General features: G+C 36.2%; 15 protein-coding genes. 8 read left to right on the top strand and 7 right to left on the bottom strand.

The genetic code is table 11. The features are described from left to right. Window positions 1-11: 11 nt before the first annotated feature. From ACTYA4_RS12705 to ACTYA4_RS12675, 7 genes are all read left to right on the top strand, one after another. The gene (locus ACTYA4_RS12705) at window positions 12-908 is read left to right on the top strand and encodes a nucleoside hydrolase (protein WP_443482702.1); all 897 of its coding nucleotides are present in this window, start codon (window positions 12-14) and stop codon (window positions 906-908) included. 30 nt (window positions 909-938) lie between these two features. Continuing rightward, a complete protein-coding gene (locus ACTYA4_RS12700) occupies window positions 939-2237 on the top strand; it encodes an ABC transporter substrate-binding protein (RefSeq protein WP_443482701.1) in 1299 nt (432 codons plus the stop codon). Between the two features lie 157 nt (window positions 2238-2394). Then, window positions 2395-3303 (top strand): carbohydrate ABC transporter permease, encoded by a 909-nt coding sequence (locus tag ACTYA4_RS12695; RefSeq protein WP_443482700.1) that lies wholly within the window; start codon window positions 2395-2397, stop codon window positions 3301-3303. Continuing rightward, complete coding sequence (locus tag ACTYA4_RS12690) at window positions 3293-4117, top strand: carbohydrate ABC transporter permease (RefSeq protein ID WP_443482699.1); 825 nt, start codon at window positions 3293-3295, stop codon at window positions 4115-4117. The genes ACTYA4_RS12695 and ACTYA4_RS12690 overlap by 11 nt, the downstream gene beginning before the upstream one ends. Window positions 4118-4129: 12 nt before the next feature. Beyond that, window positions 4130-5218: an ABC transporter ATP-binding protein gene (locus ACTYA4_RS12685; protein ID WP_443482698.1), complete on the top strand. Its 1089-nt coding sequence runs from the start codon at window positions 4130-4132 to the stop codon at window positions 5216-5218. 259 nt (window positions 5219-5477) lie between these two features. Then, window positions 5478-6278, top strand: a complete 801-nt coding sequence (locus tag ACTYA4_RS12680) for a sugar phosphate isomerase/epimerase family protein (RefSeq protein ID WP_443482697.1) — start codon at window positions 5478-5480, stop codon at window positions 6276-6278. Between the two features lie 14 nt (window positions 6279-6292). Then, the gene (locus tag ACTYA4_RS12675) at window positions 6293-7102 is read left to right on the top strand and encodes an HAD-IIA family hydrolase (RefSeq protein ID WP_443482696.1); all 810 of its coding nucleotides are present in this window, start codon (window positions 6293-6295) and stop codon (window positions 7100-7102) included. Window positions 7103-7287: 185 nt separating this feature from the next. Here the strand turns inward: ACTYA4_RS12675 and ACTYA4_RS12670 are convergent, their stop codons facing one another. The 7 genes from ACTYA4_RS12670 to ACTYA4_RS12640 form a co-directional block, all read right to left on the bottom strand. Beyond that, window positions 7288-8241, bottom strand: coding sequence for an O-fucosyltransferase family protein (locus tag ACTYA4_RS12670; RefSeq protein ID WP_443482695.1), 954 nt, complete (start codon window positions 8239-8241; stop codon window positions 7288-7290). 5 nt (window positions 8242-8246) lie between these two features. Beyond that, complete coding sequence (locus tag ACTYA4_RS12665; protein ID WP_443482694.1) at window positions 8247-9293, bottom strand: O-fucosyltransferase family protein; 1047 nt, start codon at window positions 9291-9293, stop codon at window positions 8247-8249. Window positions 9294-9321: 28 nt separating this feature from the next. Further along, window positions 9322-10509, bottom strand: a complete 1188-nt coding sequence (locus tag ACTYA4_RS12660; RefSeq protein WP_443482693.1) for an O-fucosyltransferase family protein — start codon at window positions 10507-10509, stop codon at window positions 9322-9324. Window positions 10510-11521: 1012 nt separating this feature from the next. Beyond that, window positions 11522-12094 (bottom strand): cysteine hydrolase family protein, encoded by a 573-nt coding sequence (locus ACTYA4_RS12655; RefSeq protein WP_443482692.1) that lies wholly within the window; start codon window positions 12092-12094, stop codon window positions 11522-11524. A gap of 545 nt (window positions 12095-12639) precedes the next feature. Next, the gene (locus tag ACTYA4_RS12650; RefSeq protein WP_443482691.1) at window positions 12640-13071 is read right to left on the bottom strand and encodes an EVE domain-containing protein; all 432 of its coding nucleotides are present in this window, start codon (window positions 13069-13071) and stop codon (window positions 12640-12642) included. A 4-nt stretch (window positions 13072-13075) separates the two neighbouring features. After that, on the bottom strand, window positions 13076-13468 hold the full coding sequence (locus tag ACTYA4_RS12645; protein ID WP_443482690.1) for a rhodanese-like domain-containing protein: 393 nt from the start codon (window positions 13466-13468) through the stop codon (window positions 13076-13078). 18 nt (window positions 13469-13486) lie between these two features. Then, the gene (locus tag ACTYA4_RS12640) at window positions 13487-13906 is read right to left on the bottom strand and encodes a MarR family winged helix-turn-helix transcriptional regulator (protein WP_443482689.1); all 420 of its coding nucleotides are present in this window, start codon (window positions 13904-13906) and stop codon (window positions 13487-13489) included. A gap of 245 nt (window positions 13907-14151) precedes the next feature. Between ACTYA4_RS12640 and ACTYA4_RS12635 the strand changes: the two genes are divergently transcribed. Next, entirely contained in the window at window positions 14152-15363 is a 1212-nt protein-coding gene (locus ACTYA4_RS12635) for a chromate transporter (RefSeq protein ID WP_443482688.1), read from the top strand. Window positions 15364-15833: the final 470 nt, after the last annotated feature.

Raw genomic sequence — 15833 nt, 5'->3', positions numbered from 1 at the left:
GGAGCATTTAGATGTCTAAAATTATTTTAGATACAGATATAGGTACGAATGCTGATGATGCGGTTGCATTATCCTTAGCTCTTAAATCTCCAGAAATCGAGGTAGTAGGGGTAACGACAGTATATGGGGATGTCCTAGCGCGGGCTCAGGTTGCCCATCAGATTATTCAATTGGGTGGCGAGTCGCAAATACCAATATACCTAGGGATTGAAAAGCCGTTGTTGCAAAAAAGAAAAATTTATTGGACAGGCCTTGAACATGACGGAGCAGAATTAAAGGATGATTTTTGTAAATCAGAGAAACATGCAGTTGATTTCATCATCGAAACGATTATGAACAATCCTGAAGGAATTACCTTAGTGCCGATTGGACCTTTGACAAACATTGCGACAGCCCTTATTCGTGAGCCGAAAATTGCAAGTTATGTAAAAGAAATTATTCTAATGGGGGGCGTAACTCGTCTAGGGAAAAATGGGACGAAGCTTGAAACAATGGAGCATAACGTCAAGTGTGATCCAGAAGCCGCTTCTGTTGTCTTTTCATCTGGTGCTCCGATTGTCATGATCGGTCTTGATGTGACGAGGCAGTTGATCTTTTCAAAAGAGAAAAACGAGGAATTTGCCGCCTCTGGTACACCACTAGCGAACACATTAACGAAGATGATTGAAGACTATATGCATTTTATGAACAGAGATTTTTCTTATATGTGTGACCCGCTGGCCATTAGTGTATTAGTAAATCGTTCTCTTGTCCAAACGAAACAAATGAATGTACATGTTGAATATGATCATCGGGATATGTTTGGACTTACCATTGCTGAATTAAGTGAAAATGGAAATGTTCAAGTTGCGCTCGAAGTGGATTATGATGGAGTGTTTGAGTTATTAATGAACCGAGTTTTCTCGTAACAATTTTAGAAGTATAAAGGAGAGAAAAAAATGAAGGCATTATTTAAATTATTTAGTTTATTATCAATCATATTTCTTTTGACTGCATGTGCAAATGATCAAGCAGCAAGTGATTCTTCAGCAAAAAAGGATGGTAAAACGGTTATTGAGTACTGGCATGTTAATGCTGAAACACAAGGTGGAAAAACTGTCGAAGAATTAGTGAAAGAATTTAATGCACAAAGTGAGACAACAGAAGTTGTTGCGAAATTTAACCCAGATATGTACAAAGGATTAATGCAAAACTTACAAGCGGAAGCAGCTGCAGGCAAAGCACCAGCTGTCGTACAAGTTGGATGGGCTTTTTTAGATTATTTTTCTAATAATTTTCAATACACATCACCACAAACGGTAATTGATCAACATTTCTCAGAAGATAAAACATTTTTACAGGATCATTTTTTGCCAAATGTTTTAGGTTTAGCTGTAAATTCAAAAAAAGAACAAGTAGGAATTCCTTATTCTTTAAGTACACCTGTTCTTTACATTAATAAGGACATGTTAAAAGAAGCGGGATTAGATGAAAATGGTCCGCAAACATGGGAAGAAGTGAAGGAATTTGCGAAAACAATTAAAGAAAAAACAGGGAAATTCGGATTATATATACAAGAACCAGCTGATAACTGGGCTACACAAGCTTTGCTTGAAAGTAATGGGGCAAAAATGATTACAGACGGAAAGGCAACATTTGCTTCAGAAGAAGGAAAGGAAGCCTACCAATTATGGGCTGATATGATTGTGAAAGATAAATCAGCGGCTCATTTACCTTGGGATCAAGGGGTGCAAAGTTTTATTGATAAAAACGTAGCAATGGTTTATACAACGATTGCGCAGCGTTCCAATATTCAAACAAATGCAAAGTTTGATGTAACGGCTATTAAATCTCCAGTATGGGAAGGAAAAGAACCGAAACTTCCAGCAGGTGGATCTATGCTGGCTATTACGGGAAAAGATGAAGATCAACAAAAAGCAGCATGGGAGTTTATGAAATTTCTTTATAGTGTGGAATCAATGGCAAAATGGACGGAAGGAACAGGATATGTTCCGCCGCGTAAAGACGTTGCAGAAGCAGAAAATGGTTTGAAAACTTTCTTGGCTGAAAATGAAATGATGCAAGCAGCTGTAAATCAGATGGATGCTGTTGTACCTTGGACATCATTCCCAGGTGATGCAGGCTTACAAGCGGAACAACAATTATTAGATATTCGTGATCAAATTCTTGGCGGCAGTACTTCAGTAGAAGAAGGGTTGAAACCAACAGAAGAAGCAATCAACGAACTATTAAAGTAATTTAGGATATTGATGAAGGTGGCTTGCGAAAGTCATTTCAGCGTGTAGATAAAAGTGATTTTAGCAGAAACTTCAGGCTGATCGAAAATGTTTGTCGACAGCCTGAGGTGGCTTGCCAAAGCACCTTCACCATTATAGAAAGTTTGGAGGATAGAAAATGAGTTCTATCACAACAAGAACGAAAAGACTTAATAAAGAAAATTGGACCGCATATTGCTTAATATTTCCTTCCATTATTATATTTGCTTTATTTATGTTTTGGCCGTTTATATATACCATTTATTTGAGTTTTTTTGAGTGGAATATGATTAGTCCTACGAAGAAATTTGTCGGTTTTCAAAATTATATAGACGTGTTATCTGATGCTAAAACATATAAAATATTTGGCAATACATTTATTTATATTGCATTTTTACTCGTTTTAAATTGTATTGTCCCGTATATTTTCGCTTTTGTGATTGATATGGTTTTAAAAAAATTTAACGGCTTTTATAAAGGCACATTGTTTTTGCCAGCATTTATTTCTTTAGTGGTAGGGTCGATTCTATTTACTTGGATTTTAAATCCAGTCTCAGGACCTGTTGCGATTATTTTAGGCTGGTTTGGGATTGAAATGCCGATTTGGAGCAAATTAGATGGTTGGGTTATCTTCGTATTAAGCTTAATTACTTCTTGGAAGGTATTCGGCTATAACTTTATCGTCCTTTATGCATCAATCAATGGTATTTCTCGTGAATTAATTGAGGCTGCACGTTTGGATAATGTTCCATTATGGAGAATCTTCTTTCAAATCGTTTTGCCGATGAGTAGTGCGACTGGTATTTATGTATTTATTATTACAATGGTGCAAGGCTTACAGTATGTATTTACCCCGATTAAAGTTATTACTCAAGGTGGTCCGAATTATGCAAGCTCAAATGCAATTTATCATGCATACCATGAGGCGTTTGTTCTATATAGAACAGGTCATTCGGCAGCCATATCGATTTTAACGATGATCATTTTCTTTGTGTTTTTAATTCTTGAATTTAAGTTTGTTGAGAGAGGTATCTACTATGAAAATTAAAAACTCAGTATCGATACCTTGGCACATTATTTTTATGATTACAATTTGTATTTTATTATTTCCGATTATCTTTGCAGTAGGATCTTCTTTTAAATCATTACAAGATGCATATAACAATGTATTAAATATTATTCCTATTCATTCTACTCTAGAAAACTATCAAACTTTTTTTGAAAGCTTGCCGGCTTTTAAAATTATGACGAATACGTTCATTATCGCATCTAGCGTAACACTTTTTAAGGTTGTGACATCTTTTTTAGCTGCGTATGCTTTCGTTTATTTTCAATTTAAAGGGAAAAATCTTTTGTATTTTATGTTAATTAGCACCATCTTTATTCCCTTTACGGTCACGATGATTCCGAACTATCTGATTATTTCAGATATAGGTTTAACAAACAGTATATGGGGAGTTATTTTACCACAGCTTGCAGATGCACTAGGGATCTTTTTAATGAGACAATCAATGAAAACTATCCCAGTATCTTTAATTGAAGTGGCCCGATTAGATAATTTAGGACATGCCCGAATTATAAAAGATATTGTTCTTCCATTAGTGAGGCCGGCTGTGACATCAACGGGAATCTGGTTTTTTATTAGTTCATGGAATGAATATGTTTGGCCCGTCCTCATCTTAAAAACGTCTGAAAATTATACATTGCCTTTAGCATTACAAATGTACATTAGTTCAGAAGGTGGAACGAACTTCACAGTAGCAATGGCTGTGTCTGTTATTACCATAATCATACCTTTAACTTTATATTTAATCTTCCAGAAGTATATTATCGGAACATTCACTTCATCAGGAATTAAGTAACGGGGGTTTACGATGAAAGAAATTAGATTTGAAAATGTGTGGAAATCATATGGAAAAACAGAGGTAGTAAAAGAATTAAATCTCACAATAAAAGATGGAGAACGGTTGATTCTTCTAGGACCATCTGGCTGCGGCAAATCTACGACTTTAAGGATGATTGCGGGGCTTGAGGATATTACTTCAGGCAATTTATACATGAATGGCCGAAAAGTAAATGATATTCCTAGTGGAAAAAGAGATGTTTCCATGGTATTCCAAAACTATGCTTTATATCCCCATATGAATGTGGTGGATAATATTACGTATGGATTAAGGGTTCAAAAGGTTCCGAAAGATGAAATCAAAACTAGGTTAGATGCAGTATTGGAGATGCTAAAGCTAAAAGGCTATGAAAATAGATTGCCTAAAGATTTATCTGGCGGTCAAAGACAACGTGTTGCGCTAGCAAGAGCGGTTGTAAAGAAATCAGATTTTTTCTTGCTTGATGAACCATTATCAAATTTAGATGCACAGCTAAGGGTTTCAGCACGAAAGCAATTAGTGAAAATTCATGAAATGTATAAACAAACGATTGTTTATGTAACACATGATCAAATAGAAGCGATGACTGTCGGAGATCGGATTGCTTTAATGAATGAAGGGAATTTACAAATGCTTGATACACCGGAAAATGTCTATCATCGTCCGGCAAACATCTTCACAGCTAAATTTATCGGCTCGCCGCCGACAAATGTGGTCGATGTGGAGTATCAAAATGGCAATGTCATCATTGGTAAACAAGGATTCCAACTATCTCAAATGTGGATCAAGCAAATAGAACAAAGTGGTGTAGACCAATTTGCGTTTGGCATTCGCCCAGAGCATATTGAAATGTTTAAAACGGCTAAAGAGAATGCTTTAAAAGGTATTGTCAAATATGTTGAAAACCAAGGCAGCAGCTACGGTGTTTATGTTGATTTAGAAGGTCAGGAAATCATTGCGATGAGCGAGGATAAAAATTGGGCTGAAGGTGAAGTGATGTACTTAAAGCCGATGATGAACCATATTCATCTTTTTGATCGTGAGACAACGAATTCTATTGGGTATCCAAAAGAGCTTTAAATTTACGCGGTTGTACATTATAAAATGCTGTTTTCGTATAGATTGTTGCTTTTAAATCGCAGCCCGAATACACTTCGCTTTACGCGGGCGAGCGTCGAGCCTCCTCGTCGCATACGCTCCTGTGGGGTCTTGACTTTCTCGCATTCCCACAGGAGTCTACGTGTATTCAGTCTGCTGAGTACTTTTTCTCTTATTTTTTTACGTAAAAACAACAAACTTTGAGAAAACAGCCTTATAAAAAAATAGTAGGTGATTATTCTTGAAAAAAGAAATCTGTTATTCTGACTTGCCGCTTTTAACGAAGGGTATTTTCGAAAATATAGAGAAATTAATGGCAAATGGTGCTGATAAAGTCGAGCTGCTAATGGATGGAGATAAATGGGATGAAATGGAATTGCTTTTTGATGATTTTGCACCAAAATTAAAAGCATTGCCTGTTGGCTATACAATTCACCCGCCGGCATGGGATATTAATTTAACAAGTGAAAATAAAGGGATTCGAGAAGTTTCTTTTATAGAATATAAAAAAGCAATTGAATTTGCAGGGATGATTGGTGCAGATCATGTTGTGATACATCCTGGTTTTTGTTTTTCGCCAGTTTTTGATAAAAAATTAGCACAAGAGCGCGCGAAGAATGATATTAAGCGATTATGCGAAATCGCCAAACCTTTGAACGTAAAGCTTGCGATTGAAAATGTGGGGTATAAAGGAAGTTCCTTATTCACCCAAGATGAGTTTGCAAGATTTTTAGATTCTGTTGATGATACAGCTGGATTCTTAATCGATACTGGTCACGCTCATTTAAACAATTGGGATATATCAAAGCTGATAAGAGATACAAAAGATAGACTACTAGCGATTCATATTCATGACAATACAGGAGCAGAAGATGAGCATTTACCGATTGGCAAAGGAACCATTCAATGGAAGGGGATTTTTGCTGCCCTGAAGGAAGTGTCAAACAATTGCCTGATGGTTTTGGAATATGCTCCAAACACATCATTAGAAAAATTACGTGAGGGGAAGGAACTTCTTTTAACAGAAGTTTTGGCTAAATAAAGGTGAATAATAGATTGGTAAATATAGACGATTTTGATGCGTTTTGCTTTGATTTAGATGGAACGATCTATGTTGGGAATGAGCTTTTGCCTGGTGTGAAGGAAACGATGGATCTCTTAAGAAAGAATCACAAAAAAATTCTGTTTATTACCAATTCACCAACAGTAACGAGAATCGAGTGCCAAAAGCGCTTAAAGGAATTTGGCATTTCTGCCGACCTAGCAGAAGTAATCACCGCAACTTTTGTATCAGCTGTTTATTTTATGGAGAAACATCCAAATGCCCTTGTTTATATCGTTGGCGAAAAAGCAATTGAAGAAGAGTTTAGCCGCTTTTCGGTAAGTACAACGAAAAATCCTCTGAAGGCAACGCATGTCCTTGTCGGATTAGACCGTTCTTTTACTTATGAAAAATTAAATTTAGCAGCGAATGCGGTGCGAAATGGATCAAAGCTTATCTTGACCAATCCTGATCCAGTTTGTCCAGTTCCTGGAGGATTCATTGCAGATACACTGGCGATTGCTCGTGCAATAGAGGTTGCATCAGGTCAATCGATTCATTATATCGTAGGGAAACCATCCTCATTTTATGGAGAGAAAATTCTTGAGAGATTACAGATTAAGAGTAATCGATGCTTAATCATCGGCGATCGTCTCGATACGGATATTATGTTAGGGAAAATACATGATTTTCGAACTTGCCTTGTTTTAACAGGATCTTCTAGTAAGGAAGATATAGAAAAAGCAAAGATTTATCCTGATTATGTAGCGGAAAATTTGCAATTATTGTTTGAGGAAACAAAGGGACAGTTCTCTTGCTACTAATTTAACGATACACATAGCAGCTTTAGTAGAAGCATTAAAGAATAATTTAATATTCTTATTGCTTCTTTCTTCTTTCTTTATGTATTACTATGTTTTCTTTCTATAAATATAAAAAAATGCAGCCGACACAGATGAATCTCTGCGATAGCTACATTCTCTATTTGTAATTGGAAGGACTATGATGACTAATATAAAAGTTTAATATTGCTTTCTGACCAATCTTTCATACGAAGTACTGTGTTAGAAAGGCTGGAGTAGCCATTGCCGATAAAATAGTCACACTGCAAGGCAAGGTAGGTATCTTTTATGATTTCACGGGTATCTATTTCAAGCTCAATACCTTTATGCCTTTTATTAGGATAGTTGGAGCGGTTTGGATGAACACGGCCTTTCAAAAACGTTTTTTTACTGTCGCTAGGGATAAGTTTGTCATATTTTCCATATAGCTTTCCGAATTCTGTCACATATTTTTTAGAATCTGTCATTAAAAAGATGTGTCTGCACTGATAGCTATGCATGAAATTCCATATCACCGGATGATAGTTATTATTGAGGTTGTATATTTGTCCAATTTCATTCACGAGTGCATTGGAACGAATGTGAACACCAAGAATTGGCTTTTCATCTCGAAAATCAGGATGGGTATGAATAAATTGCTTAGCTTCTTTAATGATTTCAGGATTAAATTTGATATACTTGTCAAAAAGGTAGCGGTATACTTGATGAGGTGTTTTTCCGTAGGCAGGATGACCTTCTTTAATCCAAGGAATAATCGAGCTTACATGGTAATATACATCACTCACTAACACGTTTGCATCGCTGTTCATCATACTGTTAAGATCACGGTTTTTCCATTTCAATTTATCGGCGTCTTCTACCAGTACGTTTTCGTAGGTCCAAACTGGTGGAAAATAGGTGTGATTAGGAAGGATGACATCCTTTACAGTGTAATTGGATATTGGCTCAAAAAATAACTCAAATGAGTTGCTCGAAATGGATTCTGAGTACAAGCTGTCCATTCCCCAATGAACAACCGGGATACGATTAGTCAACTCTGCTACGAGAAGTTGGCCTACTACGTGGTCTACATCCTCCCAAATGCTGTAGCCCCAAGACTTAATTAAAAGAAATCTACTCATCTTTGTTATTCACCTCCATATAAACTTGGATATTCTGCCTTATGCTCTTTTGCTCTATAATACTTTGTTGCCCAGTCTGCCATGCCTCTTTTGTTGGTGGACTTTTTGTCTTCTTTCAAAGTTCTGTAAAAGAGGGTGATATTGTATTCTCTCCAGTCTTTTAAACGGTTTACAAAAAAGGACACGTTTGAATAGCCGTTGCCGATAAAAAAGTCACATTTTGCCGCAAGGTAGGTGTCTTTTATGATTTCAATTCCTTTCCGTCTTTTAATGATATAGTTTTGTAAATGGGGAGCGTCGTCTTTTGAATAGCTGGATGATCGCGTGCACTCTGTATAGAATACATTTGATCCATATTTCTGTTCATATTTCTCGATCATATCTTCAGAGTCGGTAATGAGGAATATTTTTTTTATATCGTTTTGTTCGAGAACCCTTTCAATCTCAGCATCATATTGCTTATTAAGCTTTGCTAAGTTTTCGACCTCACGAACTTTATCACTTGCGCGGACGTGAATACCTAGTATAGGCTTCTCGTCTAAAAAGTGAGCTCGGTGAAACTCATCTATTTCTTCCAAAATATCAGGTTTTAGTTTTAAATATTTTTCTATTAAAATGCGGTATATTTGAATAGCAGTCATACCGTATGCCCAGTGGTTCTTTTTGATGTACGGTAAGATAGGTTGGGAGTAAAAATGAACATCGCTTACGACTACGTCTGCTTTGCTGCCCATTAAATCCCCAAGACTGCGGTACAACCTTGCTGTCTTGTCTAGATCTTCTACAAGAACGTTTTTATCATTCCAAATCGGTGGGAAAAAAGTGTGTTCAGGTCGGATTACATCATGAAGGGAATAGTCAGAGACTGGTTCGTAGTATAATTCAAAGGCGTTTGTGTCAATATATTCACTGTATAGGCTATGTGGTCCCCAATAAACGACTGGGATCCGGTTGGTTAGCTCTGCAACAAGGAGCTGACCTACGAGATGGTCCATGTCTGACCAGAATCCCCACCCCCATGTTTTGATAAGCAGAAATTTATCCTTTGACATATTCGTGATACATCTCCTTTCAATTAGTTTAATTCTGGCCTTTTCGATGCCACAATCTCGAGATTCTAAATAGGAGCTGCTTAAACCATCCTACAAATTCATTATCTGGATATACGATTGTATTGACTTGTTTATAATTGTGGAGGTTTTTCTTTTCTGGCAGCCAGTATATGAGTTTGATATTGGTGCTGGACCAATCTTTTAATTGTGTTACGGCATGGGATAAATTTGATAAGCCGTTTCCAATAAAGAAATCGCATTTGGTCGCGAGGTAGGTTTCTTTTAACACTTCGATTCCGTCGCTCCTGCTAGTCATATGCGTATCAATATACGGTGCTTCTTCATCATTTATTGAGTGTCTTGAACAATCTGTAACGACGAGCATAGGGCCATATAAACGTTTATATTCCTCGACAACTTCTATACAGTCGGTTGAAAGAAATAACTTTTTAATATTATATTTTCCTAATAATTGCCGTATTTCTTGATGATACAGATGGTTTGGCTTCTCAAGATCTTTTACTTTGTAAATTCTGTGAATCTCATGAAGTTTAACCATTGCGTTGCTATTGTGTTCATCCCCTCTTGTAATGTTGTACATTTTGGAGTGGTACTTTTCATTAAAGTCATCAAACTCATCACTGAATTCATTTATAGTAAACTTTCCACGAACATGAACTCCAAGAATTGGCCCCTCATCTTTGAAATGTGCGTCATAAAATTGGTTAATTTCCTCTTCTATATCTGGCTTTAATTTTAAATATTTTTGGAAAAGAAATCGGTGTATTTGCAGAGGCGTCATACCGAATACAGAATGTTCAGGTTTAATAAAGGGAGTTACAGGAAATTTGTTCGAATAGGTGTCGCAAACAACTACATTCGCATCACTATTCAACATTTCTCCGATATTACGGTGGGCAAGTGTTTTTCTATCATCATCATTATTCATCATAAGATTATTATAATCCCATACTGATGGATAAAAAGTATAGGATGGGTGCATTAAATGATAAATTGTGTAAGGGGAAATTGGCTCGAAATACATATCGAAAGCGTTTTGATACTTGGTACCATCTAATAGATGATTTGCCCCCCAGTGTACAACAGGAATTCGGTTGCTTATCTCCGCGATCAGAAGCTGCTCCATTAACTGGTGAATATCCATCCAAAAGCTGTTGCTATAAGCTTTAATTAAGAGAAATCTTTCATTATGCATGTAACCACGTCACCTCCGTTAAATATTTTATTTAAATGGTACTAACCATTTTTTAAAAGATAAGAAAGTTTAAAATTTCGAACCTAGTTTAGTGTCTAGCTCCAGCGCCCTATCGACTTCAACGCTTCCCTCACCTCGTCTACGATAAGTCAACATCGAATCGCTCACGCTCTTCGTGTTTCCTTTATCTCACTCGATTCAGTCCAGCTTTTTCCGTCGATGAGCAAGGGCGCTTACGCTTTTCTTATATGATTGCTAATTTTAGTGCGTGTCTAAATGGATAGGTTTCAAGAATGCTATTTATGCCTACTTTTCTTAAGCAATTCAACAAGGGCCTATATGGTTAATTCTGTCTGTGATTAAGGTATTGCTTCGACGAACAATTCAATGTACCACATAACCTTTCTATAACAAAAACTCAACTAAATAGAATCTATCCTGTCACGTTACCCCTGTAATTAGTGATTTTTGCAATTCATTCACCCCTTTAATAGTTGTGTCTATAAATTATATTAACATTAGGCAATTTTTGATTGGACTAGCAAAAATTAAAATAAAAATGGATTTTTGTACCGGGTATTTATTATTTTTATATAATAAAAGGTGAATCATTTGGGGCATTTATTTGCATAAAAAAAGAAAAACATCCCTTTTGATAATAATTGATCACCACTTATCAATTATTTTTGAAAGGAATGGTTTTCTTCTGTAGGATAAAGTCCTCACTAATGGTTTGTATGATTAACAGGAGAATAAAAACTAAGGCCGTTTTCGTATAGATTGTTGCTTTTAAACGCGCAGCCTAAATACACTTCGCTTTCCGTGGGCGAGCGACGAGCCTCCTCGTCGCATACGCTCCTGTGGGGTCTCGTCTTTCTCGCATTCCCACAGGAGTCTACGTGTATGCAGGCTGCTAAGTATTGCTTCTCCAATTTTTTATGTGAAAAACAATAAACTTTGAGAAAACAGCCAAAACTAATTTTGGGTTCAGTTAGTTGAAATGAGTTCACTCTTAGCCGATAATTTCAGCTCCAAGCGAATGCTTAAAATGCTGCAGTGCCCATTCGTGGCCTTGTTGGTTGAAGCTTGCGCAACTATCAGCATGGACAACTATTTTGTAGCCAAGATTATAGGCATCCACTAATGTGTGAAGGACGCAAATGTCCGTACATACGCCGCATACATGAATTTCTTCAATACGCCGAGCACGCAGCCACATATCGAGACCAGTTCCGGCGAAAGAACTATATCGCGTTTTGTCCATATAATAGAGTTTAGAATAGTCTTTGTTCGCTTGATACCATGATTCTAATTTACCGTAAAAATCACGTCCTTTAGTACCTATAAGGTTATGGGCTGAAAATAATTTTGTTTCGGGATGATAAGGATCATTCTCTTCATGCTTATCCACTGCCAGCACAATCCATGATTGATCATTTGAAAATTTTTCAACCAGTCCGACAATATTATCCTCAATCACTTGTCCAGGTTTACCACATGTCAGTTTACCGTCATCTGCTACAAAATCAACAGTGTAATCAATAACGATTAATGCTTTGTTTAGGATGTCAAATTCCTCCTTCATTTACTTTATTATTTGGAATTTTTGGATGACTTACGGTTGACAGTAAAGGCTATTTCAAATAGAACACAGCCAGTGATCATCCAAGTAAATTATTATGCAGAGTTATATAACCTACACAAGGTTGATGCTCTAAGTTGTACGTTTTAAAACCTTTTCCTTCTTTTGAACATACTCCATAAATTGTTAATACACAAGATTTAAGAAAGGCTTATTTTTAGATTGGCAGAAAACGATTTATTAAAAAATGCAACCAATTGATTACTTTTTTAAAAAATAATATTCTAAAATGAGGTGAGATAAATGTTTAAATCGGGGACATCATTTTTTAGTTATTTGTACTTTTAATGCCTATTTTGTCTATTATAGCTATTGTATTTTCTGTTCGTTCTTTAATGAAAAAGAAAGAACAATTAAATAGAATGGAAGAAAAATTAGATAAAGCATTAGGAAAAACACCAAAAAATTAAATTATACAAGCTTGTTATTTTAGTAGAGTTTGTATGAAAGTTCATGGATGATAAAGATAAAGGAAGATTAGAAAAAATTTAATCTCCCTTTATCATTTGATTTGATATAAGTTTAAAATCTTGTTCATTCACCTCTAAGTGCCCAAAACGGAAGGGGTAGCCCCAGTGCTTCTTACTCTTAATAAAAGCAAGATGTGGAATTAACCAATGAATAGAAGTTTCGCTACAATTAATAAAATCTATATTTCTTCGGAAAGGTATGAAACCATTTCCCATATCAAATTGATAGATTTTATCGTCAACAACTCTTCCTATAGCAGTAAACTTTTGATAGGGTGTATTTTCATTTAAACTTTCCTTTGATGAGTAATAAATAATCCAATCACCAGCACTCATCTTTTTTAAAGGAGCTTCTTTGCCATGACAAAGTTGGGCAAACCCACCACATACTCCTTTTAATACATGATCACGAGAGGCAACTCCAATCCAATACTTTGTTTTAACTTGCATTTGTTTAACACCCGCAATTATCTGATATGCTATCCTCTTGTGATGACTTTGAGACAGGAAAGTTCATTTTTTGCCATGCTGCAATTCCTCCGGTTAATTCTTTCACTTTATAGCCTTTTTCTAATAAAAATGTTGCTACTTTAGCGGCGGTATTGCACCAGACATCCCAGCAATAAACAATAATTTCTTTCTCTTTTGGTATTTCGTTTAAACGATGATGCAGTTCTTGTTCGGGTATAACGTTGGCACCTTTAATGGTTATATTCCTTAATTCCACTGGACCGTTTCTTACATCAATTAAAAAGTATTTTTCCGGACTCTTCTTAACTGACTTTACATAATCCATTGGACTAATGGTTGCTTCTAGACGTGTATGAAAATAATCAAGTGCATTCATATAATAACCTCCTATTTCTTATAGTGAACTCCAAATTTTGATAAGTATATCTTTAAGTAATTGTTTTTCTTCTTCGTTTAAAGGGGATAAAACGCTTGATTCTATACTTGTTAAAAACCCCCAACATGATTCTAATACACTATTTCCTTTTTCTGTAATTATGAGACTATAGGCTCTTCGGTCATTAGGATTCTTTGTCCTTTCAACAAAGCCTAATGTTTCTAAATGATCAACATGGCTTACCATAGTTGTCCTATCTATCCTTAGTTTTTCAGAAATAAGTTTTTGTGACGAGTAAGGATTTTCTTTAATAAATAAAAGTACTCCATATTGTCGTGCGTCGATATTAAATGGAGTTAGCGTATCTGCAAACTTATTTTCCATTTGTTGTAGAACTTTTCCTAACAAAAATCCATAAGTATGGCTTAATTTATTCAAATAAAAATCACCTCCTAAATTAATTAGTTTAACGTATAATCAGTTTAACTGATTAATTGGTAAATATCAATACTCAATCTAGTATCTAACAGTTAAAGGGGAAAAATGTAAGTTTTTCTAAACAAAATTTAAATAGTTTGTAAAGTTTTTTTATTACTAGGTAAAGAGTTAAATTTATATGCTATCATACGAATTATTTAAAAAGGACTAGAGATGTTTTTATAAAGGAAGGGAGAAATTAGCGGATGGATAAAAAAGCAGGTAGAAAACAACAACGCAGGGCTTTTGTCCTGTCTTTGTTTGAAATATTCTTCGTTTCGACAAGGTTGGGGTTAACATCATTTGGCGGACCGATTGCACATTTAGGATACTTCCATGAAGAATATATACGCAGAAGGAAATGGATGGATGAAAAAAGTTATAGTGATTTAGTGGCTTTATGTCAATTTCTACCCGGTCCTGCAAGCAGCCAAGTTGGCATTGGAATTGGGGTCATGCGTGCTGGTGTCTTAGGCGGCATCGTCTCCTTTCTTGGATTTACGTTGCCTTCTGTTATAGCGCTTATTGTTTTTGCTATCATTTTACAAGGATTAGAAATTGGGGATGCTGGCTGGATCCATGGGTTAAAAGTGGTGGCAGTAGCGGTTGTTGCGCATGCTATTTTAGGGATGGCAAAGAGTTTGACACCAGATTTAAAACGGAAAGCGATTGCTTTATTCGCATTGGTTGTTACGTTAGTATGGCAAACAGCATATACGCAGGTAGGAATTATTCTATTGTCTGCTTTTGTTGGTTATTTTTATTATAGACAGCATCAAGAAGAGGATGATTCTCGTACTCTATTCTTCATTTCACGCCGATTTGGCATCGTTTGTTTAGCATTGTTTTTTGGATTGCTGCTTCTTCTTCCAATTTTGAGAGAAGCTACTTCCTTGCTCTGGATTGCTATGTTTGACAGCTTTTATCGGGCTGGTTCCCTTGTTTTTGGTGGAGGGCATGTTGTCTTGCCCTTGCTGGAACATGAATTTGTAAGAACTGGATGGTTAAATGAAGAAGTTTTTCTTGCTGGATACGGTGCAGCACAAGCAGTTCCAGGTCCATTGTTTACGTTTGCTGCATATTTAGGGGCTGTGATGAATGGTTGGCTAGGCGGATTAGTTGCAACAGTAGCTATTTTCTTGCCAGCATTTCTTCTCGTTTTCGGTACGTTGCCATTTTGGGATGCATTACGTCGAAATCCTGCAATGAAGGGTGCTTTAATGGGTGTAAACGCAGCCGTAGTTGGGATATTAATTGCAGCATTTTATCAGCCGATTTGGACAAGTTCTATTTTATCGCCAATCGATTTTGCATTTGCTGCCATCTTATTCAGCATGCTCGTTTTTTGGAAACTAACACCATGGGTTATTGTTGTGACAGGTGCAATTGGCGGGTCTCTTCTAAAAATTCTTTTTTGATTCTTTAAATGCTGGTCTATATAACTTTTCGGCTATTGTTTTAATCATCTCTTCTAAATAATGCTAAATAATACGCCTACTATTTATCCCTAATAAATCATTAGGGGCATTTTTTTGATAGGCTGTTTTCTAAAAGTTTGTTGTTTTTGAATTAAATAATAAACAAGGTTGAAGCACTGAGCAGCCTGAATACACGTAGGCTCCTGCGGAAAAAGCGAGAAAGGCGAGACCCCACAGGGGCATAGCGACGAGGAGGCTCGGCACTCGTCCGCGGAAAGCGAAGTGTATTCAGGCTGCGGGGTAAATAACAACAATCTGTACGAAAAGAGCGTTTTGATAAATGGCGTATTTTTAACTTGAACTACCTCTTTGAAATCAGTTTTTGCTCTCCATCTAGAAATAATCTACTCATTCCTTATTAGACTCTACGCAAGGATTTGAGATGAGTTCAATTGGACAAAGCAAGAGAG

The sequence above is a fragment of the Niallia yueguangensis genome, from assembly GCF_052663115.1.
This window is presented reverse-complemented; position numbering and strand designations above follow the sequence as displayed.